The organism is Hymenobacter terrenus (assembly GCF_000972495.1).
GTDB lineage: Bacteria > Bacteroidota > Bacteroidia > Cytophagales > Hymenobacteraceae > Hymenobacter > Hymenobacter terrenus.
Genome location: NZ_LATM01000024.1, coordinates 25,082 through 47,195 on the forward strand (window position 1 = coordinate 25,082; position 22,114 = coordinate 47,195).

15 protein-coding genes and 1 riboswitch are annotated in these 22,114 nt (G+C 59.7%); of the genes, 8 read left to right on the forward strand and 7 right to left on the reverse strand.

Features of this window, described 5'->3' with window-relative positions:
- Positions 1 to 92: 92 nt before the first annotated feature.
- Positions 93 to 689: an FMN-dependent NADH-azoreductase gene (locus tag WX88_RS20805; RefSeq protein WP_046246350.1), complete on the forward strand. Its 597-nt coding sequence runs from the start codon at positions 93 to 95 to the stop codon at positions 687 to 689.
- Between the two features lie 162 nt (positions 690 to 851).
- On the opposite strand, the gene WX88_RS20810 is transcribed toward WX88_RS20805, so the two are convergent.
- The 4 genes from WX88_RS20810 to tssD form a co-directional block, all read right to left on the reverse strand.
- Complete coding sequence (locus WX88_RS20810; RefSeq protein WP_046246351.1) at positions 852 to 3,488, reverse strand: M14 family zinc carboxypeptidase; 2,637 nt, start codon at positions 3,486 to 3,488, stop codon at positions 852 to 854.
- Between the two features lie 152 nt (positions 3,489 to 3,640).
- Positions 3,641 to 4,996, reverse strand: coding sequence for a RagB/SusD family nutrient uptake outer membrane protein (locus WX88_RS20815; RefSeq protein WP_046246352.1), 1,356 nt, complete (start codon positions 4,994 to 4,996; stop codon positions 3,641 to 3,643).
- Between the two features lie 156 nt (positions 4,997 to 5,152).
- On the reverse strand, positions 5,153 to 8,182 hold the full coding sequence (locus WX88_RS20820) for a SusC/RagA family TonB-linked outer membrane protein (protein WP_052732925.1): 3,030 nt from the start codon (positions 8,180 to 8,182) through the stop codon (positions 5,153 to 5,155).
- Between the two features lie 509 nt (positions 8,183 to 8,691).
- Positions 8,692 to 8,808: riboswitch (SAM riboswitch) on the reverse strand.
- Between the two features lie 178 nt (positions 8,809 to 8,986).
- On the reverse strand, positions 8,987 to 9,271 hold the full coding sequence (gene tssD, locus WX88_RS20825) for a type VI secretion system tube protein TssD (protein WP_046246353.1): 285 nt from the start codon (positions 9,269 to 9,271) through the stop codon (positions 8,987 to 8,989).
- 763 nt (positions 9,272 to 10,034) lie between these two features.
- Between tssD and WX88_RS28090 the strand changes: the two genes are divergently transcribed.
- From WX88_RS28090 to WX88_RS20850, 5 genes are all read left to right on the forward strand, one after another.
- Entirely contained in the window at positions 10,035 to 11,261 is a 1,227-nt protein-coding gene (locus tag WX88_RS28090) for a zinc dependent phospholipase C family protein (protein ID WP_052732926.1), read from the forward strand.
- A gap of 446 nt (positions 11,262 to 11,707) precedes the next feature.
- Positions 11,708 to 12,289: an RNA polymerase sigma-70 factor gene (locus WX88_RS20835; RefSeq protein ID WP_072053068.1), complete on the forward strand. Its 582-nt coding sequence runs from the start codon at positions 11,708 to 11,710 to the stop codon at positions 12,287 to 12,289.
- A gap of 3 nt (positions 12,290 to 12,292) precedes the next feature.
- On the forward strand, positions 12,293 to 13,351 hold the full coding sequence (locus WX88_RS20840; RefSeq protein ID WP_046246355.1) for a FecR domain-containing protein: 1,059 nt from the start codon (positions 12,293 to 12,295) through the stop codon (positions 13,349 to 13,351).
- Positions 13,352 to 13,399: 48 nt separating this feature from the next.
- Positions 13,400 to 15,421, forward strand: a complete 2,022-nt coding sequence (locus tag WX88_RS20845) for a peptidase associated/transthyretin-like domain-containing protein (RefSeq protein WP_046246356.1) — start codon at positions 13,400 to 13,402, stop codon at positions 15,419 to 15,421.
- A gap of 321 nt (positions 15,422 to 15,742) precedes the next feature.
- Entirely contained in the window at positions 15,743 to 18,112 is a 2,370-nt protein-coding gene (locus tag WX88_RS20850) for a TonB-dependent receptor (protein WP_046246357.1), read from the forward strand.
- Here the strand turns inward: WX88_RS20850 and WX88_RS20855 are convergent.
- Both WX88_RS20855 and WX88_RS20860 read right to left on the reverse strand, forming a co-directional pair.
- Complete coding sequence (locus tag WX88_RS20855; protein ID WP_046246358.1) at positions 18,109 to 18,864, reverse strand: LytR/AlgR family response regulator transcription factor; 756 nt, start codon at positions 18,862 to 18,864, stop codon at positions 18,109 to 18,111. The genes WX88_RS20850 and WX88_RS20855 overlap by 4 nt on opposite strands.
- Positions 18,861 to 19,856, reverse strand: coding sequence for a sensor histidine kinase (locus WX88_RS20860; RefSeq protein ID WP_052732927.1), 996 nt, complete (start codon positions 19,854 to 19,856; stop codon positions 18,861 to 18,863). The genes WX88_RS20855 and WX88_RS20860 overlap by 4 nt, the downstream gene beginning before the upstream one ends.
- A gap of 390 nt (positions 19,857 to 20,246) precedes the next feature.
- Here WX88_RS20860 and WX88_RS28095 point away from each other — a divergent pair, with 390 nt between their 5' ends.
- A complete protein-coding gene (locus tag WX88_RS28095) occupies positions 20,247 to 21,194 on the forward strand; it encodes a lipocalin-like domain-containing protein (RefSeq protein ID WP_052732928.1) in 948 nt (315 codons plus the stop codon).
- 73 nt (positions 21,195 to 21,267) lie between these two features.
- Here the strand turns inward: WX88_RS28095 and WX88_RS20870 are convergent, their stop codons facing one another.
- Positions 21,268 to 21,849: an NmrA family NAD(P)-binding protein gene (locus WX88_RS20870; protein ID WP_156176320.1), complete on the reverse strand. Its 582-nt coding sequence runs from the start codon at positions 21,847 to 21,849 to the stop codon at positions 21,268 to 21,270.
- On the opposite strand from WX88_RS20870, the gene WX88_RS31535 reads away from it, so the two are divergent.
- Positions 21,839 to 22,006, forward strand: a complete 168-nt coding sequence (locus WX88_RS31535; protein ID WP_231590761.1) for a hypothetical protein — start codon at positions 21,839 to 21,841, stop codon at positions 22,004 to 22,006. The genes WX88_RS20870 and WX88_RS31535 overlap by 11 nt on opposite strands.
- Positions 22,007 to 22,114: the final 108 nt, after the last annotated feature.

Here is a 22,114-nt window from a genome sequence, read left to right on the forward strand (position 1 = left end):
ACACAAAGGTAACCACTAAACATTGATGTAACCACTAACAAAAAGTAAGTAGTGTTTGTAGTTTCGCCGTTATCTTATTTAACCCCTTACCAATGAATGCTCTTGTAGTTAATTCCAGCGGCCGCACCGAACAATCAGTGAGCCGCAAACTAGTTGCCGAACTCGTAGCTGAGCTCAGCACCAAGCACCCCGGCCTGCAAACAACCTACCGCGACGTAGCCATCGGCCTGCCCTTCGTAAACGATTTGATGATTGGCGGCTTCTACATTCCGGACGAGCAGCGCACCGCTGAGCAGCGCCAAGCCCTGATTTGGTCCGACGAGTTGGTGCAGGAGCTGCAAGCGGCCGACGTGCTCGTCATCGGCGTGCCCATTTACAACTTCAGCATCCCAGCCTCCCTCAAAGCATGGGTTGACTTGATTGCCCGCGCCGGTCTCACGTTCAAGTTTTCCGAGGCTGGCCCCGAAGGCTTGTTGAAAGGCAAAAAGGCCTACCTCGTCGTCACCTCGGGTGGCTTGCCGGTGGGCAGCCCGGCCGACCTGGCCACGCCCTACCTGCGGCAGGTGCTGGCATTTGTGGGCATCACGGATGTGCACATCATCAGCGCCGACCAGCTCAACCTGCTCGGTGAGCAGCCCGTCGGCACAGCCCGCGAAGCCATCCGACAGATTCACGCCGTGGTAGCATAAGCAACCGATTACGAGTAAAAGAGAGCAAGCCCAACTGATTTCAGTCAGGCTTGCTCTCTTTTTTTGTTATGGTGTAACAGTGAGCTAGTCGCGGTGTCAAGCAACTCCTGTTTATCAAGGCCGGCCAAATCGGGAGCACCCCAAGGCTGCCAAAGAAGAAGCCTATTCCGCCTCCGATGAGATGGCACCGGGGCTGTCAGGCAAGCTTAGCAACGGGCCCAGCAGCAGGGCGTTGGTAAACAGACGCGAAGTGCCGTACCAGTAGTGGCGGAAGTTAGGGTCGTCGGCGAATAAGACCACGCGCCCGGCCCCGGCTTTGCTAACTACCACAGCCGCCGAATTGCTGATTTGCTTCAGATTAACCGGCGAAACGTAGCCGCTTACCAGTGGCTTGGCCGTATACTGGGCCACGGTGGCGTAGGGGTTGCGGCTAGGCCGCAGGAAGGTGGTGCCGTTGCGAAACACGTAGAGGCGCCGGCTTGTGAGCCCAAAGGCAATGGGATTGGTGGGGTCCACATCGGCCAAATAGATGGAGCCGGCAATGGCACGAGTGCCTTCCTGCTCTTGGGCCACAAAGTCGGCCCGCTGCGTGGGCTTCCCCTTGGCCGCAGCCGTGGTATCAGCCCAGCCGCTGTTGGTGGGCACCAGCAGCTTTTCTTTCACAAGCCCCTGCTTGATGGCCCACTCCGAGGCATTTTTGAGGGTGATAAGCGTGCCGCCGTCCTGCACCCAACGGCGCAGCCGGTCCACGGCGGCGCGGTCGAGGGCGGCGTAGGTACCGCCCACCAGCACGAGGCTGGTGTAGCGGTCGAGTGGCGCGCGGCCGAAGTTGCCAACTTCAATCTTGCTCAGGGGCAGGCCTAGCTGCTGGCTGGCCACAAACCAGGCTTCGCCCACTTCAGCCGAGTTGGTACCATTGCCCACCAGAATGGCTGCTTTAGCCTCCGGTACCGTGCGCACGTTGTTTGAGCCGAGGTCGATACCATCCACGCTGAAGCCTGTGTTCACGGCCGTGAAAGCCACCTGCGCCTGCTGGCTCACTCGGCTCACAATGCGGAATAGGGAATCGGCCGGCAGCTTTTGGGCCGCCACCGGAATAACCAAGGTGCCGTAGCCGAAATCGGTGTGCTGTGCGGGCGTGCCGGCGCTAAACGGTTTGAAGCTGACCTTGGCCACCACGCCGGCCCGCTGCAAGGCTACCAAAGCTTTAGCAGCGTTGTAGTCGGCCCAGGGCAGCAAGTAAGCGTAGCTGCTCTGGCCGCCGCGCACGGTGCCGGCCAGGGCTCGGGGGTCCGATAGAGCGGGCCCTGCTACCAGCTTGGTGTCCTTCTGCTTGCTCACCGGTAGGCCGTAGGCGTGGGCCTGGCTCCAGCCCGTCACATCGTAGAATACGCTGTCGTGAAAGGTGGTTAGCTCCTCAAATAAGGAGTTGACGATGCGGTACTGGGGCTGCGCCGTGGGTACCACGTAGGCGTGGCCTTTTACGAAGCTCTGCTTGTCGAGCGTGACGGTTTTGCTCAACTCGTGCACCTCAATCTTGTGCTGGAGCAGCAGGGTGAGAAATTTGTTGGTCAGGGTTTCGTCCTGCGCGCTGCCGAAGACGTAGGCTTTGGTCGGAAGCTTACGGGCCTCCGTGAGGGCCGAGGTGAAGAAGTCGCGCTGGTGACGCAGGTACAGCTCTTTCTCCTCCACGGCCCCGCGCACAGTAGCCAGGCCGGTGGCCACGTGGTTGCGAATGGTGAACGGGAACGTCACCACGCCATTCGTGCTTTCCTGAGCCAGACCACGCGAGCTGCCCACCTCAAACGTGATGCCCACGCCGCCTTCAAAATCGGGGTAGGTGGAGCCGTAGATAGGCGAAAGGTTGTCGAACTGCTCCTTCGTCCAATACAGGGTGCCGAGGTTGTCCAGGGATTGAGCAAAATACTTGGCCAGGTGCACGTTCAGTACCTCGTAAGTAGCACGCGGAATGAGGTCGTTTTCGGTGCTGTAGGGCTTGGAGGGCTCGAAGTAGTAGGTGCCGTTGGTCCCCATCTCGTGGAAGTCTATCATCACGTTCGGGTACCATTCGTGGAAGAAAGCCATGCGAGCCCGGCTTTCGGGCTGGGTCAGGGCCAGCCAGTCGCGGTTGAGGTCGGTATAGAAGTGGTTGGTGCGGCCGCCGGGCCAGGCTTCGGTGTGCTCGCGGTCGAGCGGGTCGGTCACATTGGGCCACGACTTGTTCTGGTCGAACCAGTGCGAGGCCCGGTCGCGGCCGTCGGGATTTTCCAGCGGGTCGATGGTCACCACGGCCTGCTCCAGCCACTGTGTAGTTTCGGAACTGGTAGAAGCCGTGAGGTAATAAGCCAGCAGTAGTGCCGCTTCCGACGACGAACTTTCGTTGCCGTGCACCCCAAAGTTGAGGCTTACCACTACGGGCAGCTTGCGGTAGTCCGGCGCCGGCAGTTTGGGGTCGACCAGCGCCCGGCGGTCTTGCTGTAGCGCCGCCAGCTTCTGCTGATTAGCAACTGCCGTAATGGTGGCTACCACCTGCGGCCGCTCTTCGAACGTGTTGCCCAGCACGCGCAAACTCACTTTATCTGACACGCGGTCGAGTTCACGCAGGTAGGCTACAATCTGGTCGGTGCGAGTGTAGTGTGAGCCGATGGGGTAACCCAAAAACTTCTCCGGCGTAGGAATGGCCGGGTCGAAGCTGCTGGCTTGCGCGGTGGGGAAGAAGTAGCTGTTTTGTGCGGCGGCCGGGGTGGCAAGCGCAAGGGTTAAAGTGAGGAGTGAAGCTGCGATGTATGTTTTCAACATGGAATCTAAGATTGAAAAGTTGCGGGCGGGGGCACCTCACCCCCGGCCCCTCTCCCCAGGAAAGGGGAGCCTAACGATGGGCTGTAGTGCGGACTAAAAGTCCGCGCTTACGCCTCTGCCACCGTGGCTCCTCCTTCCTGGGTGCCACCCGCCTAATACCCCGGGTTCTGCTCCAGGCCAGGGTCGGCTACTAAGTCGTTGAAGGGGATGGGAAACACCCAGCGGCGCTGGTCCGTGACACCGAGCACGGTGCCGGCGCGGCCGGTGCGCACGAGGTCAAACCAGCGGTCGGCTTCGAAGGCGAATTCTACACGCCGCTCGTTTTCGATGGCTAGTAGTAAGTCGGCAGCTGTGGCGGCGGTGCTAGCGGGCACGCCGGCGCGGCTGCGTACTACATTCAGGTCAGCCAGCGCGTCGGTGAGCTTGCCTTGCTGGGTGCGGGCCTCAGCGCGAATGAGGTACTGCTCGGCCAGGCGGAGCACGTAGCTGGGGTCGTCGCGCTGGGCCGAGCGGCTGTAGAGGTTGCCGTAGGTCACGTTGGTGCCGGCAATAACCGTGCTGGCCAACAGGGCTGCGCGGCTGCCGCCCGTGGCCGGGTCATTCAGCAGGGTGATGGCGGTCGGCACAGGCTGAAAGTTGAATTGCCCACCCAAGGCGCTCGGGAACCAGTTGTTCCACATTGTATTCGCATCAGCATTGCTGAAGGTTAGTTCGAAGATGGACTCCCGGCTAAGGAATGGGGCGGTGGAAAAAGCACGGTAGGGTGTTACTAAGCCATAATTAGCGTTATCAATTAGCAGCGTAGCGTTAGTTTCGGCCTCGGCCCATTGCTTGCGATAGAGGTGCAGGCGGGCGCGCAGGGCGCGGGCCGAGGCTTTTACACCGCGGTTGCGGGTAGTGGCGTCGGGCAGCAGCTTTTCGGCCTCGGCGAGGTCGGCTAGCACCTGGTCGTAGGTTTGGGCAAGGGTAGCGCGGCGTAGGCCCTGGCCGTTTTCCTTAGTACGGGTGGGGGTGAGCACCAGCGGCACGCCGCCCCAGCCGCGGCCGAGGTCGAAGTACACCAGCGCCCGCAGGAAGTAAGCCTCGCCCAGCAGCTGGTTCTTCTCGGCGACGGGCAGCAACGGGTCGTTGATGCCGGGTAGGGTGGTAATGACGATGTTGGCTCCGTTCACAGCCTGATACATCTGGGTCCAGGCTTCGGTGATCAGCACGTTGTCGGCACTGAGTTGGTTCTGGTCGATCTGCAGAAACTGGTTGAGAGTGCCGTTGAAGCGCACGTTTTCGCCGGGCAAGAAGCCCAGCACCGGCCAGTTGAGCTGGTAGTAGGCCTGCACACGGTCGTACACGCCAATGGTAGCCGAGCGGGCGCTGCCAGCATCGGTGATGGCTTTGTCGTCGGTCAGCTGCTGCGCGGGCGTGGGCTCCAGCAGGTCGTTGCAGCTCGAGAAGCTGAAGGCGGCTGCCGCAACTTGCGAAGCTAAGAGGAAGCGAAATAGGGTATTTTTCATCAGAATAGTAGTTGATCTGTGGAGACGCGACCCTTCGCGTCTCGGCGTTGAACGATTGGCATCGAACGATGCAGGGCCAACGACACCCGAACGGCGCGGACGCCAAGACGCGAAGGGTCGCGTCTCTACATGGTTCTTCGGGCGCAGGCGGCGTCTCTACAGGCCGAGCGTGACGCCCGCTTGGAAGGTGCGAGGCTGGGGCACCGTGGCCCAGTCGAAGTTTTTGGTGTTGGCCACGCCGCTCTGAGAGTTTACTTCCGGGTCGAGGCCGGAGTAGGGCGTGATGGTGAAGAGGTTGGCGGCTTGCACGTACAGGCGCAGTGAGTTCAGGCGAACTTTGCTCACCACTTCGGCTGGCACGGTGTAGCCCAGCGAGAGCGTGCGCAGGCGCAGGAACGAGCCGTCCTCCAGGTACCGGTCGCTCAGGTTTTGCACCACGCCGCCGTAGTTGTTGCTGGCTGGGTTGGTGGTCAGGCGCGGGATGTCCGTCACGTCGCCGGGCTTCTGCCAGCGGTTCAGCTGGTCGCTCAGGTAGCCGATGTTGCTCTGGGTGCCGCCGTGCACGAGGAAGAAGCGGTTCATATTCATGATTTTCGCGCCCTTCTCGAAGTTGAGCGTGAAGCCCAAATCGAAGCCTTTGTAGGTAACCGAGTTGGTGACGCCGCCAAAGTACTTCGGCCAGGCGTTGCCCACCAGCTTGCGGTCGGCCACGGTGATGTTGCCGTCGCCATTCACGTCCTCGTATTGGGCGTCGCCATTTTCGGGGTTCACGCCGGTTTGGTGATACAGCCAGAACGAGTAGAGCGCAGCGCCTTCTTCGAGCCGGAAAATGTCGCGCGAGCCCGTGGTGATGGGTGCGGCCAGCCGCTCAATCTTATTCACGTTGCGGGCCACGTTGAAGGTGGTGCTCCATTGCACGTCCTTTGATTTCAGCCAGTTGGCCGTCAGCTGCACTTCGATGCCCTTGTTGCTCACGGCGCCGAAGTTCTCGACCACTGAGGCAAAGCCCGTTTTGCGTGGCACGGGCACGTTCAGCAGCAGGCCTGAGGTGTATTTGTCGTAGTAGTTGAGTTCCAGCACCAAGCGGTTTTGCAGCACGGCCGCGTCCAGGCCTACGTTCCACTGCCGGGTCGATTCCCAGCTCAGGTTGGGGTTGGGCAGCTGCAGCGGCGCGGTGCCCGGCAGGTCGAGGTAATTGGTGCCGCCCTGCACCAGGCCAAGGGACGCGAAGTCGCTGATGCCGGCTTGGTTGCCGGTTTTGCCCAGGCTGGCCCGTAGTTTCAGCTCCTGGAAAATGTTCAGGTCTTGAATGAAGTTTTCTTCGCCCAGCCGCCAGCCCAGCCCCACGGCCGGGAAATAACCCCACCGGTTTTCCCGCCCGAAGCGCGACGAGGCATCGGCCCGCACGCTCACGTCGGCCGTGTACCGCTCCTTGAAGCTGTAGGTCGCCTTGCCGAAAAACGACACCAGCCCCGCCTCGGAACGCCCCGAAGAACCCGTTTGCGTAGCCGACGAGGCGATGGTGGGCAGGTCGTTGCCCGGAAACTGCTGGCCCGCCAAGCTGGTGCGCTGGAAGGTATTGCGCTGCAAGGTATTGCCCACCAGCGCCTGCAAAGAGTGGTTCTCGCCGAAGTTGACGTTGTAGTTCAGCGTTTGCTCGTTGAGCAGGGTGATGTCGCGCGAGAGAAACGAGCTGGCGGTGCCGCGCGGCTGCCCGGCCAGTATCAACGTGTTGTTGAAGTTATTCTCATACATGTCGTTGAAGTCGATGCTCCAACTGCTGCGTAAGGTCAGGTTCTGGAGGATTTTGTAATCCGCGTATACGTTCGAGATGACCCGCGTGCCCACCGCATCGTTGTTGAGGTTCTTGATGAGAGCCAGGTGATTATCGAAAGAACCGTATTTGACGTAAGTGCCATCTGGATTGAAAACCGGCAGGTTGTTGCGGGTGAAGAGAGCCGAGTTGATGACGCCCACCGGGTTGTTGTCGTTGCTGCTCACGTTGCGGCGGGTGCGGCTCAGCGCGGTGCTCGTGCCGATGCGCAGCTTGTCAGTCACGGAATTATCGAGGTTCACGCGAAAGCTGTAGCGGTCGAAGTTGCTGGGCCGGGCAATGGACTCCTGCTTGAAATACCCCGCCCCAATATAGAACTGGGTTTTAGCTGAGCCCCCGGCTGCCGACAGCTCGTAGCTGTGCGTCTGGGCCGTGCGAAACACGTCGGAGAGCCGGTCAAACGTCGGCTGCTCCTCCGGCAGGCCGCGCCCGCCCGACGCCACGGAGCGGAACGGCACCAACGCCGGATTGCCGCCGTCGTTCAGAAACCGCTCGTTTTCCAGCGCCGCCAGTTCCGGCCCGCTGGCCAGCTTGAATTTCTTCGGCGCCTCCGACAGCGCGTGGTAGGTATTGAAGGTGATGCGCGTTTTGTCGCCGGCCGTGCCGCGCTTAGTGGTAATTAGCACCACGCCGTTGGCCCCGCGTGAGCCATAAATGGCCGTGGCGTTGGCGTCCTTCAGGATTTCGATGTTCTCGATATCCTGCGGATTCAGGTCGGCCAGCGGGTTGCTCGACACCTGGTTGCCCAGGCCGGTGGCTATCAGGTTGGTGTTGTTGACGAACACACCATCGACTACATAGAGTGGGTCGTTGCTGGCATTCACCGAGTTGCTGCCCCGGATGCGAATGAAGATGCCGCCGCCCGGTACGCCCGAGTTGGCCGACACCTGCACGCCGGACGCTTTGCCCTGCAACAGCTGGTCGGGGCTGGCGGCCGGAATGTCCTTCAGCGCATCGCCCCGCACCGAGCTGATGGCGCTGGTCAGCGTCTTACGGTTCTGCTCGCTGTAGCCTGTCACCACTACTTCGGAAAGCTGTTGCAAATCAGCTTTGAGGGCCACGGTTAGTGGGCTGCCCGCGGCCGGTACTTCCTGCTTGCCATATCCTACATAGCTGAAGACGAGGTAGCTGCCAGCGGGCGCGGGCAGTGAGAATTGGCCATTGGCGTCGGTGGTGGTGCCGGCGCTACTGCCTTTAGCCACCACCGTCACGCCCGGCAAAGGCGTGTGACTGACGGCATCCGTCACGGTACCGCTGACCACTGGCCCCGTCGCCGACTGGGCGTAACCGGTGGTGCTAACACCGCCCCATAGCAGGAAAAATAGGGCGCGCCAAAGCGTACTTGTTTTCATCACAATTATAAAAGTTGAGAGTGGGGGATACCTGCCCGCCCCGGCGCCGTGCGGCTAGGCTACTATGTGCGGGTACCCAGAAGAGAAAAGGACCAATCGGCCGTAGCTAGCAATGCCTCCTGCATACAAGGAAGTGCCTGACAATAAAAGCGTTGCTGTAGCTAGGTTGGCTGTCGTTGGTGCACCACGACGCCCGGCCCGAAGCCACGAAATTGCCCGGAAATTGAAGAATAGGTCGCGCCCGCTGTAGGGAGGCGGACACCAGCGAACTGCCGAGTAACTACCTCATAGGGGACTGGCAAGCTTATGAAAAAGAGCCAGGCTAAGAGCTAGTTAGCCGCAAAAATCGCTGTGACCGGTAAGGCAGGAAAAAGCTAACCTAGCTTAATAGCCCCGACCGGCCCGCCGCATACAGACGGCAGCGTGCGGCGCACAACAACACCCTTTGCCAGTGGCAAGCGGGGTGAGCGAGAAGACGGGGAGAGGACGAGAAAAGTCCATAGTAGTTGTTTTTATAGTAGTCAGGACTTTGCTGTCGCTGACCCTCGGTTGGCACCGTTCCAGTTGAAGTGCTGGGGGTTGCCGGCGTTTCGTCGAGCCTTTCTCTCCACGCCTCTTTATAAAAACAATCCTTTGGTCAGAAGGAATTGATGCTGCAAATGTAACGCAGCATCTTCAAAGAAGCCTAATACTCCTGCAAAATTGTATTACTTACAAGGGCCTGCATGTGCACCCAGGGCGCTCAGAACACCGGCTTTATGTGTAGCGACGTCCCCGCTTTGCCGCGGGCATCAAACTCACAATCTAGCGCCACCAGCGCCGCGTCGAAGAAGGTGATGCGCTTGGTCGTGTGCCGGGCCCGTGGCGAAAGAGCAGGTGCCCGCTCTCGCGCCGAAACGAATCAAACATAAGCTCCTGCCACAGGGGCCAGGCCGCCTCCGCGCCCGTGACCAGCACCGAGAAGTAGCCCCCGTGCAACGTGCTGCTGGGGCGCCCCCGGTCGTCGGTAGACCGGGAGAACTGCTGCTGCACGACCGTACAGCGGGCGCAGCGGCCCACAATTTGAAGCTCAGCGGTTAGAATGAGCATGAGAGGGTAGACTTGTAGGGGCCGCAAAGCTACGTTCGGGACGGGCGCCGCAATCTTCTCCTAGACGCGGCGGCCACGGGCCGGTTGCTCGTTGATAGAGGGCAGGCTGGCTGTAGGGTGAGGCTAGCCTACAGCTAATCTATCCTACATGTTAACGCGGCGCGTATCAAAGTCAGTCTGGATTCTTCCTTGCCAGGTAGAAAGCCTCACCGAAATCCAAGGATTCTCTACCTGGCCGGGAGTTCCTATCCACACGTGGGGCTCCCCTTCAAAATTATATCGTTAATCAGTAAAGGGGCGTTGTAAGACCCTATTCCTGTAGCGCGGTGAAGACGAGGCCTATGTGCGCCGACTCATTTGCTTGCTTCGGGGCACGCATCTGCGCGTTGCATAGAGAGTGGAACTCTTGGTCGTATTTTCTTTCTGTTATCTCACCCGATGTCTGAAAACCTAGTTGAAAAGGACTCTGTTCTTGCCCCGCAACGGTCTCCTTTGATAAGGCGTGATTAGTGCCCGCGACTGAACCGGTATGCTGAGATACGTTAATATTCGGCCCTGCTCTGCTTTATGTGCCCCGCCTTTTTCGGGCGGGCGGGCGCAGGGCGGTCCGATGAGAGCGAAGCGTGGTGCTTTTGTGGGGCAGGAAGAGATGGCTGAAAAAAGTTTGGAACCGCATAGGGGTAGGAGTGGGGTGAGAGCGTCTACTGCCCAGCGGGCAGGCGGGGTAGGGCTCCAGCCTGTCACTACCTTTCCTTTTCGACTGATGCAGTATGCTCTCTTTTGGTGCATAGGCCCGTTGCTGGGCCTGCTAACCGGCGTGCAGCCAGCCGCGGGCTTTGCGCTTCTTACCCATCAGGCTGTGGTCGATTCGTGCTGGGCGCGGGCCGTGGTGCCGGCGCTCGAACGCTCATATCCCGGAGCCAGCGCCGCTCAGCTGCGGGAAGCCCGCAGCTATGCCTACGGCGGAGCCATGTTGCACGACCTGGGCTATTTCCCTGGCAGCGCCGTACTTTTTAGCGACCTAACCCACTATGTACGCCCCGGCGATTTCGTGCGGGCTTTGCAGGAGGAGGCCCACGACCGCAACGAACTGGCGTTTGCCCTGGGGGCCCTGGCCCATTACGTGGCCGATGCCTACGGTCACCCGGAGGCGGCAAACGCCGTTACCAGCTTGGTTTTCCCTGAGCTAAACTCCCCACTCGGCAGCCTCGTTACCTATGCCGAGGCCCCAGACCAGCATTCTCAGATTGAGTTTGCCTTCGATGTGGCGCAGTTAGAAGCAGGGTACTACCGGTCAGAAGAGTTTCACGAAGCCATTGGGACACGAGTGAGCCGACAGGCACTGGAGCGGGCCTTTCAGCGAACCTACGGGCTCCCCCTGGCCAAAGTGCTGCCGCGGGTGGGGCCTAGCCTAGCTGTGTATCGTTTGTTTGCCAACCAGCTGCTGCCCGCGGCAGCGCGTGCCAGTCTGTATCTGCCGTCCCACCAAGTGCGCCAATTGTCGCCCACCGAACGCCGGGACTACTACGCGCGCATCAACACCGGCCGCTTTCGCCGGCGAACCAGGGCGCAGGCCAACCGCCTCAGCCTGGGCATGCACGCGCTGGTGGCGGTGGTGCACACCCTGCCCCGCTGCGGAGTAGCCTCGCTACTAGCGTTTCGGCCGTTGTCACCGGCTGCCCTGGCCACCATGCGGTGTGGCTTTGGTGAGGCGCTGGCTAACTACCAAACCGCTTTAGCCGACCTCAATGCACCCTTGCCTAACCTAAACCTGGACACTGGCCAGCCCATTCATGTGGCCGATTACCCGCTGGCCGACAGCACCTACGCGGTTTGGCGCCGCCTGCTGGCCCAGACTACGCGCAAGGCCGGCTTCTGGGCGACAGTGCGACAGGACCTTCAGCGGCTATTCCATCGCGGCGATGACAAGGCCGGGTACCATGAGATAAGCGGCTCCGCTCGGAATAGGCACCAGCCGGAACCAAGGTAATGCCTGTCCGCCGTGACAAGTGACCGGGCGGCCCGGGGCTCAGCCAAACTGAGGAACCAATGAAAGGTCTTCGGTACGGGTGTTGCGGCCGAAAAAACTTCGGGATGAAAGCCTCTTAAATTATTTAGGGTGACGGCGTAGGGGTAGAGCCCAACTTCGGGGTCACAGGTTCGATATGATCCATATAGTACCTTTAGAGCAATTTACAGAACCGTGTGCCTGTAACGGTTACGGGGCGAACTGCGTAGTTCGCGCTACGGCGCACGGACCCTGAAGCTGCTCTAATACTTCTTCTTATTTCACCGTGTGTCTGCACGAGGGATGTCTGATGGTGTAGTAGCATCTGTTTACTTCAGGAACTCAGTTGAGCGTTTGCCGTGCCCTAAATTTGCCGGGGGCGGGAAAACTGATTCGGTCTTGATGATACACTTTTGCCCTACCTTATTGTGGCACCGCTACTAACCGAACAGAACATTGGCGAGGCCATCCGTCAGGGCAATGAGCCAGCGTTTGAAGCCATGTTCCGGCTGCACTACGCTCCGCTTTGCCGCTATGCCCGCCAGCTGCTACCCGATGCTGATGATGCGGAGGAAGCGGTGCAGGCCACCTTCGTAACTATCTGGGAGAAGCGGGCTACACTGGACGTTTCCATTTCGTTCAAGGCCTACTTGTTTCGGGCAGTGCACAACCGCTGCCTGCGGCGTCTGCAGCACGAAAATGTGCGCGACAAGCACCGCGAGCAAGTCCTAGTCACGGACAATGGTCTGGCCGCGTCGCCGGTGGAAACGCTCCTGGGCGACGAACTGGCCAGCCGCGTCCAACAGGCCATTCAGAGGCTGCCCGAAAAGTGCCGGCTGGCTTTCACCCTGAGTCGATATGATGAGTTAAGCTACGCCGAGATTGCTGACCAGCTGAATATTTCGCCTAAAACCGTGGAAAATCAGATTGGTAAAGCCCTGCGCCTCATGCGCGAAGAGCTGCGCGAGTATTTGCCCTTTATCCTGCTGTGGCTGCTGAGCCAAAACTGAGTTATGGCCGAACAATTACCCATTGATGACGCCCTGCTGGGCAAGTTTCTGGCGGGCGAAGCCACGCCCAGCGAGGCGGCGCGGGTGCAGGCCTGGCTCGCTGCCTCGCCGCCCGTGCCCAGCAGCGCTGACGAACCCATCCCCGCCGACTTTGCCCGCTTTGAGCACATCTGGGAGGCCGCCACTCCGCCCACCACGCCGGCCGTCGACACCGATGCGGCCTGGCAGAACGTGCGTCGCCAGCTCCGGCCCTCAGAAACCCCGAGCGTGCCCCAATCCGAGGCAGTGGTCCGCCCGCTGGTGGTGCCGGCCGAGCGCGGCTGGTCGGCCTACTGGCCCGCCCTGCGTATTGCCGCGCTGCTGGTACTGGTGGCCGGCGCGGGGTGGCTGGTCGTGCGCCGGCAGACTCCCAACGCAACCATTGCCCAGCGAACCCTGACGACCACCAACCAGAAACAGACGCTCCGGCTGGCCGATGGCACCATCATTCTGCTGAATCGTAATTCTTCGCTGACGTATCCGACCTCGTTTGCCGACACTGCCCGCCAGGTGACGCTCATCGGCGAAGCCTTTTTTGAAGTGGCGCCCGACGCCTCGCGGCCCTTCCGCATTCGGGCGCGCCAGACCACGGTGCAAGTGGTGGGCACCTCGTTTAGCGTGCGGGCCTACGAGCCCGATGTGCGCGTGGCCGTACGAACCGGTAAAGTGCGCTTTGCCAAAGGCCGGCAAACGGTGCTGCTCACTCCCAATCAGCAGGCCACCTACTCGGCCCGGGTCGATTCGCTGCGCCCGGAGCTGCCCGTGAAGCCTAACGTATTTGCCTTTAAAACCGGCGAGCTGGTGTTCGAGAACGAACCCTTGCGCGACGTTATTCGCGCCGTGAATGCCGAGTATGGGGCTGACCTCCGGCTCGCCAATGAGCAGATTGGCAACTGCCGCCTGACCACCCGCTTTGTGCAGCTGCCGCTCGACCAGGTGGTGGCCATTACTTCTGAGACCCTTGGGCTACGTGTTCGGCGCGACGGCGAGCGCATCACGCTGGAAGGTGACGTCTGCCGATAAATCGGGCAATCCAGCCCATTGGCCCTGTTTCCCACCCAATTATTGTTGATGGTCCGTTTCTATTTCGGCTTGCTGCTCGTGCTATTGAGCTACAGCCCCCCGCTGATAGCCCAGACCGCGCCCCCGCTCGAACGACTGATTTCGGTGGACCTGCGCAACGAGGCCTTGGGGGCGGCGTTGGAGCAAATCAGTCGGGCTGGCGGGTTCACGTTTTCGTACAACCCGGCGCACATTGTGGTCAGCGGGCCCGTCACTGTCCGCCTCACCCAGACGCCCGTGCGGGAGGTGCTGAACCAAGTGTTCAACGGCAGCGTGGTATACAACTCGCGGGGCAACCACGTGATTCTGCTGCGCCAGCCGCGCCGTGATGCTGCGCCCAAAAACCTGCTGTTTGAAGGCTACATTGTGGACGAGCAGACGGGCGCGCGATTGAGCCAAGCTAGTGTTTTCGAAAAAACGACGTTGGCTTCCACCGTTAGCAGCCCGTATGGCTACTACCGTATCCGCCTCCCGGCGGGCAAGCCGCAGCTGCGCCTGGAAGTGCGCCGGCAGGACTATGTGGGCGAAACCGTTGTCATCCGCGCCCAGACTCCGCACTCCCTCACGGTGCGGCTGGCGCCGGTGCCGAAGAGCCGGCCACGGCCCGTGCGGCCGGTGCGCACGTTGGCTGGTGAGGGCAGCGCCCGGCGCGTGGTGCTGGATACGGCCCGGCGCCGAACGCTGCCCTCGTCGTTGCCGGCGCCCGATGTCGATGCAGTGCTGACGGCCTCCGCAGATTCGACGCCGGTGCAGGCCGCGCTGCTCAGTCGGGCCCGGTTGGGGCTGAAACGGTTGCTGACCTCGGCACAACAAGCCGTGCACGACGTGAACATGAGCCGGGACACCCTCTCCCGCGACTGGCAATTCTCATTTTTGCCCAATATTGGCACCAACCACCGGCTGAGCGGACAAATCAGCAACCGATATTCCCTCAACGCCTTGGCGGGACGCTCGTTTGGCGTGCGCGCAGTGGAAGTGGGTGGCCTGCTGAACTACGTGCGCAGCACCGTGCACGGCGTGCAAATTGCCGGCCTTGGCAACCTCGTGGGCGGGTCCGTGACCGGCGTGCAAATTGCGGGCCTCGGCAACCTGCCTGGCGGCCCGGTGCGCGGGGCTCAGGTGGCCGGTCTGCTGAACCTCAACCCCGATTCGACGCGTGGCGTGGCGGTGGCGGGCTTGGCCAACGTGATGAGTGGCTCAACAAAAGGAGCGTTGATAGCCGGCTTCACCAACGTGGTGAAAAAAGACTTTGCGGGGCTGCAGGTGGCCGGATTTAGCAACAAAGCAACGAGCGGCTCCGCCGCTGTAGCGCAGGTAGCCGGCTTCCTCAATTACCGGCGGCGGACCCCCGCCCCGCCCGGCGCCCCAACTACAAGCCGGGTCTTGCAAGTAGCAGGCTTTGCCAACCTCGCGCCCGACTCCGTTGGCGAGACCCGGGGCGTGCAGGTGGCCGGCTTCCTCAACGTGGCCCGGCACATACGCGGCATCCAGTTGGCGCCCTTCAACGTGGCCGACACCGTCGATGGGGTGTCAATTGGTGTGCTGAGCTTCGTGCGCCACGGCTACCGGCGCGGGGAGGTGTGGGCCGGCGAGGCCCTGCAAGCCAACATCGGCTTGAAGATGGGCGGCTCATCACGCTTCTACAACATCCTGGCCGTGGGGGCCCAATCGTTTGGTAGCACTTTCCGTTGGGCAGTGGGCTACGGCATCGGTACCGAGCCCCGGCTGAGCAATCGGTTGCGGCTGAGTATCGACGCGCTAACGTATCAGGTAAACGAGCAGGAGGTCTGGACCAACGACCTTAATCAGTTGAATCAGTTACGCTTCTTGTTGGGCTGGCAATTGGGCCGCGGCCGGGCCACTTTGGTCACCGGCCCCACGCTCAACGTATTAGTATCAGAATACCAGGGCGCCGATGCGTCAAAATACGGCTCCGAGCTGGGCCGCGACCAGCTGACGTTCCTGGACAGAACATCCGGCCAGACGCTGGTCCGCGCCTGGCTGGGTTTCCAGGGCGGGCTGCGGTTTTGAGGGCTCGTGGGTGAGGTGAGCCAATAAACGTTGCTCTGACATAATGTACTATTATAGAGTAAATTAGGAGTGGGTATGCGTGTAGCGCGGACTCGCAGAGTCCACGCTACACGCATACCCACGCTGAGAATATTTTTTGGTTGGGCATAGGGGGGACCCCAGACTTGCGGGTCTTGCACACGGAACGTTCCTCCCGGCCACCTCGCGTGGCCCCGCTTTTGGCCAGGTACTGGTGCCTGGTTCCCTGTCTTTAGGCTTTTTATCGATGGCTCACAGTGGCTGCCTGGCTCCGCTGTGCCCGTTTAACTCAACCACCGAATTATGCGTTTCCTGTTTTTTCTGTTCCTGCTGTTGGCCGCAGAATGGACTTCCGCCGCTCACGCCCAAAACCTCAGCCAAACCATCCGGGGCCGCATTGTCGACCGGGAGTCGCAGCAGCCGCTGGTGGGGGCCACCGTGGTGGTCGTGGATACGGACCCGCTGCTGGTGGGCTCTGCCGACGTCAATGGCGATTTTAGGATCGGGCAAATTCCAGTGGGCCGGCACACGCTCAAAATCAGCTTTGTTGGCTTTGAGGAGCAAACCATTCCCGAATTGCTGCTGGGCTCGGGGAAGGAACTGGTGCTAAACATCGGTCTAGCCGAATCCATGACCAGCCTCAACGAAGTGACCGTGACCGGCGAGCGGGAAAAAGGCACCAGCCGCAATGAGATGGCCACGGTGTCGGCCCGCTCCATTTCGGTGGAAGAAAGCAAGCGCTACGCGGCCAGCATCTCCGACCCCGCCCGCACGGCCCAGACCCTGGCGGGAGTGTCGGGCACGTCGAGCGGCGACTTGCGCAATGAAATCGTGGTGCGCGGCAACTCGCCCCGCGGCCTGCTCTGGCGCATCGAGGGCGTGGAGGTGCCCAACCCCAATCACTTCACCGATGCCGGGGCCAGCGGCGGCGCCGTGAGCGTTCTGAGTACCAACATGCTCAGTAATTCTGACTTTTTCACGGCCGCCTTCCCGGCCGAGTACGGTAATGCTCTCTCGGGAGTGTTCGACGTGAAGCTGCGTACTGGCAACAACCAAAAGCGCGAATATGCCTTTCAGGTGGGCTCGTTGGGCACCGAATTCGCGGCCGAAGGGCCACTGAGCGCCCGCTCCAAGGGCTCCTATCTGGTCAATTACCGGTACTCGTCGCTGGCGCTGCTGAAAAGCGCGGGCCTGGATGTGACCGGCGACGGGGGCGTGCCCAAATACCAGGACTTATCGTTCAAGCTGAACCTACCCGTGGGCCGCAACAACGTCGTAATCTGGGGTATCGGCGGTCTGAGCAGCACCAGCAGCCGCGCCGACCGCGACGCCGCCAAGTGGAAGCGCTATGACGACCGGTTCGATGATAATGCGACCTCGGATGTGGCCGCCGGCGGGCTGACCTACACCCACGTGCTCAACGACCGCGCCTACCTCGAAGCGGGCCTCACGGCCTCCGGCGACCGGCACGGCTACAAGGCTTACGAAGTAGACGAGCGCTACAATCAAGTGCTCGATGCCGACCAGCAGTACACTAATACGGCGGTGCGGGCCTCGCTGCTCTACAATTACAAGATTAACGCCCGCCACACCGTGCGCTTCGGTGGCATCGTGAGTCGTCTGGGATTCGACGCTCGTAACGGCTTTCGCAACGACGATTACGGCGGCCGGTTCATCCAGTTTTTGCAGACTGCTGACCATGCCACCACCACCCAAGCCTACGGGCAGTGGAAATACCGCGCCACCGAGCAGCTGACCTTTACCAGCGGCGTCCACTTTCTGCGCTTTGGCTTGAATGGTAATACCGCTGTGGAGCCGCGGGTGGGGGCTCGCTGGGCTTTCTCGCCCCGGCAGACGATATCGGCGGGCATGGGGCTGCACAGCCGGCTGGAAGCTCCGTTTGTGTATTTTACGCAACTGCCGCAAGCCGATGGCCGCATGAGTGAGCCCAACAAAAACCTGGGGCTGGCCCGCGCCGTGCACTACGTGCTCAGCTACGACAACCTGCTGCGCGACGACCTGCGCCTGCGCGTCGAGCCCTACTTCCAGCACCTCTACAACGTAGCCATCAGCCCCAACCCCACCAATACTTTCGCGGCCCTCAATTTCGGCGGAGGCACGCCCACCGAAGCCCTGGTGGCCCGTGGCCTCGGCCGTAACTACGGCCTCGACGTGACCCTGGAAAAATTCTTCACCAACCAATACTACTTCCAGCTCACAGGTTCGCTGTACGACTCGCGCTACCGCGCCGCCGACGGCAAGTGGCGCAACACCCGCTACAACGGCCATTTCGTGGCTAATGCGCTGGCCGGTCGTGAGTTTTCGGTGGGCCATGAGAAAAACAACCTCGTCAGCCTGAACCTGCGCCTACTTTGGTCCGGCGGCAACCGCTACTCGCCGGTAGACCTGGGCGCCTCGCGCCAAGCCGGCTACGACGTCACGATTGATGACCGCGCCTGGGCCGAGCAAGGGCCAGCGTATTTCCGCCTCGACTTACGCGCCAGCTACCGCAAAAACCGTCCCCGTGCCTCCCATATCATCTCCCTCGACCTGCAAAACGCCAGCAACAACCAGAACATCTACGGCCGTTTCTATGACCGCTACACGCAGAACATCGAAACCGAATATCAAACCTCGCTCGTGCCCTTCTTGAATTATCGGGTAGAGTTTTAAGTGGCTACCCCACCTGATTCAGAAGGCTGGCCGCCCCGCAGCAGTAGCTCATTGAGCAGCGCTTTTCGATACTGACTGCTCACCGGAATGCGGTGCGGCCCAAGGAGGATTTCGTGGCCGCTGATGCTGGCTATTTTGTCAAGTGGCACCACGTAGGAGCGGTGGGCGCGCACGAATCGGTGCGGAACAAGCAGCGCCTCCATGTCCGAAATCCGGTCCGTAATGAGCAGCATGCGATTGGTTAGGTGTACTTTGACGTAGTTGCCATACGCCTCTACGTACTCAATCTCGCGCAGCGACACCTTGTGAATTTGCCGGTCAGCTTTTAAGAAAACGAACTCCGGCGGGGGCGGCACGGCAACCGGGGGCGCCGTCACCAGGACGGAGCCCGGCGAAGTCAGCTGAACGATGGCTCTGTTGACGGCTTTCAGGAAACGGTCGAATGAGAAAGGCTTGAGCAAATAGTCCGTCACGCCCAGTTCGTAGCTCTCCACGGCGAAGTCCGAAAAGGCCGTGGTCAGGACAATCTGGGGTGGGCGGGCCAGGCTACGAATTAGCTCAATGCCGGAGTACTCCGGCATCTTTATGTCCACGAAAATCAGGTCGATTGGTTGGGTGTGCAGCACTTGGAGGGCCTCGAAGGCCGAGTTGCACCGGCTCACCAGCGTGAGCGACGGAATTTGGCCAATGTAGCGTTCCAACACATCAAGGGCCAGTGGTTCGTCGTCGATAATCAGGCAGCGGTGGCTCATAGCTGAACGTGCAGGCTCGCGGTAAACAGTTCACTCCCCGGCTGAATGCTTAGGCTGTGCCGATTGGGATACAACAGTTCCAGGCGCCGGCGCACGTTGGCAATCCCGGTACCAGGGTTGGAGGAATTGGCAACCGGCTGCCGCGGCATGGAATTTTCGACCATAAAAAACAGGCCATTGGGCTGCATCGCCAACAGAATACGCAGCTCCACCTGTCCGGACCGTTGCTCGACGCCGTGTTTAAACGCGTTTTCGACGAAAGGCAGCAGGATGATCGGGGCAATGACGTGGCCTGCCACGTCGCCCTGAATGGTCAGGCTGATGTCGGCGCGCCCGCTGAGCCGCACCCGCTCGATGGCGACGTAGTTTTGTAAGTAAGCAATTTCTTGTTGCAATGCCACTTGCGGCAGCGAGGCATAGTCGAACATGTAGCGCATCAGGTCGGCCAGTTGGAGAATCGTGGTTGGCGTTTGCGGGGAATTGGCCAGCGAAAGCGCGTAGAGGCTGTTCAGGCTGTTGAAGAAAAAGTGCGGATTGAGTTGTTGCTGAAGCAGCTCCAACTCGGCCTGAAACTGCTTTTTACGCAGTTCCTCATTCGTTAGCATCAGCCGCCGGTAAGCGTGCAGCGCCGCGGCCACGAATAGGAAGATGGCCGTAGTCGTCAGGTGGCCAACCACCACTGACATCTTACTCAAAGGCTGCTTGTATAGCAGCGCGCCCAGGGCCGAGGTACCTAGCCACAGCACTCCCACCGCCGCTGCATACAGCCCATAGCAGCCGTGCCGAAAAAGCCTTGGCAGCAGCCCATACAGATTGGTATAAACCGCCGCAGCCATCAACGCATAGTGCAGCAGCTCTCTTACGGTTTGCTCTCCATCAAGCGGCTTATTGGATAGGCTGTCAGACAGGAGTTCGGGGATATACCAGGCCAGCCAAAAGACTCCGTGCAGCAGCCAGCGGGTAGCAAAGAGTCTTTTAAACAGCTGGGGCATTACATAAGCAAGGTGAGGTGCTGCTCAAAAGTTGCTCTTCGGAAAGGCTATTCCAAATTTTTTGGATGAAAGTGTTCGAAAACCATGTGAACAGCGCATTCGCAGGAAATAGAAGGTTCATCCTGGTTCAGCAGCATTTCATCCGAATATTCGTCGTTTCATCCGAAATATTTTAGCTGCCAAATCACTACCTGTACTTTTGGCTATCCGCTTTCCCCTGGGCATTCTGATGAGTAAAATTAAGCTCAGAGTGCCCAGTAAGAAATAAAATTTCCTACACTTAAATACCAGGGCTCATTTAATTATACCTGGTATTTAAGTGTAGGAAAAAAATAAGCTTCGGATTAAATAGTAGAACCATAAAGCTTTTGCAGTCATAATTAAAAAATCATGAAAATATCTTCCCACATCACGCTCTTTCTTGTCCTTCCCTTCTATTTTCTAGTCACTCAGGTTCAGGCTCAGTCAAAACCAGCTATTCAACCAAAAGCGTTGATTAATAGTTGGAAGCTGAATGAGAAATCAGTGCCTGTTTTCGCCTCAATTATGATTGAGCGGACCAAAAAGGCAAATGCCGAACAGGCGAAGCAGTTGGAAGCCAATCCGGATGCCCTCACCCCGTTTATCCGGGCTATTCAATACACGTTTAATGCTGATGGCGTGTATGAGTCCATTTCACCGCAGGGAGCGAAGAAAAGCAGTTGGAAAATCAAGGGCAGCAAGCTTATTACGCAGCTCACGGGCGGCCCCGAGCGCACCGATAGCATCATCTCAATTACCGCGAACAAGGTGGTGCTGTTTAATCCGGAAGTGCGAAAAAACATTGAATACGCTTTGGCTTCTGCTGCCACAATCCGACCGGCCAGCACTGAGCCCTCAGTAAATTTGGAGAAAGAAAAACAGGAGATTTTGGCTTTGGTAGACAAGTTTAAGAAGGCAATTATCCAGAAGGATACCGCAGGGTTAGCAAGCCTTTTTTACAAAGATAAAGTTGTCTGGATTTCGGTAGCGCATCCCACTTCGCTGGCTTACATTAAAAAGCTAAATCCCAAAGTCCAGCCAATAGAACAAGCAGGTGCTTTTCAATCGATTGCTGACCCCAAGTTCAAAAAAATCGCGATGGAAGAAATATTCCTAAACCCTGAGATTATAACCGACGGTCGCATCGGCTCCATCTCGTTCGACTATGCGTTCAAATCATCCGGTATACTCACCAACTGGGGCAAGGAAAACTGGCAGTTAGTCAAATCAGAAAACACCTGGTTTATCCTGAATTTAATTTACTCTTATCATCTACAGGAGATAAATCCCGCACCAGCTAAATTTAAAGATAAATAAACCACCAATAACCAGGCGGCGCAAGTATGCGCTACCGCACTCGGGCTATGGCACGCCGTCGGACAGGTCGAGGTCATTCGCCCAGCAGATGGGCCCGGTTGTCGGCCACAAATTGGGCGAACTCCCGGGGCGGCCGGCCGGTGATGCGCGCCACGGCATCCGTGACGGGCGGCTCGGCACTAAAGCGCGGCAGGTAGTGCAGTAGCAGCATAATCAGCACGAACCCGTGGGCCAGGCCCTCACGCCGCTTGGTGCGGTAAAACCGCCACAGACTCGGCGACACGTAGGTGATGGGCCGGCCCAGGCCAGCGGTGAGCTGGTCGGCCATTTGCCGGAAATTCAGGCGGTACTGGGCCGTGAGAGCGTAAGCCTGGCCGTGGTGCCGGCCCGATTCATCAGTGAAAACCGCGGCCGCCACATCGCCGATGTCGCGCACGTCGATAAGCGCGAACCGGGCCTTGCCGGCGGGCAGGAAGATGCGGTGCCGCTCCACCACGTCGGTCCGCAGCGTGGTGGTTAAGTTCTGCATGAAATACGCCGGGCGCAGCAGGGTGTAGGGCACGCCACTGGCCATCAGCAGTTGTTCGGTTTTATGATGTGGGATGAAGTGGTTGTTCTCCGCACCCTGCACCGACATAAACACGATGTGCCGCACGCCGGCCCTGCTGCCCCTGGTGCTGGCTTACCCGGCGCCGAGACTTGCGCTGGGGCTATTGGGGCTAATTCCACTCCTTTACGTGCCAGCTCCCAAGGAAGACCAGGGGCTGACGTCCCTGCCATTGCAAGCAGAAGCGTCACCTCGGCAGCACTAGCGGCGCTTGCCTCGTTGTGACCAATCGTGGTAAAGTGAGGTGGCCGTTCTGGTATTTCCGGTTGAAGCTCAGCAAGTCCGTCTTTTTGATGCGGTCACTTCGGCTTGG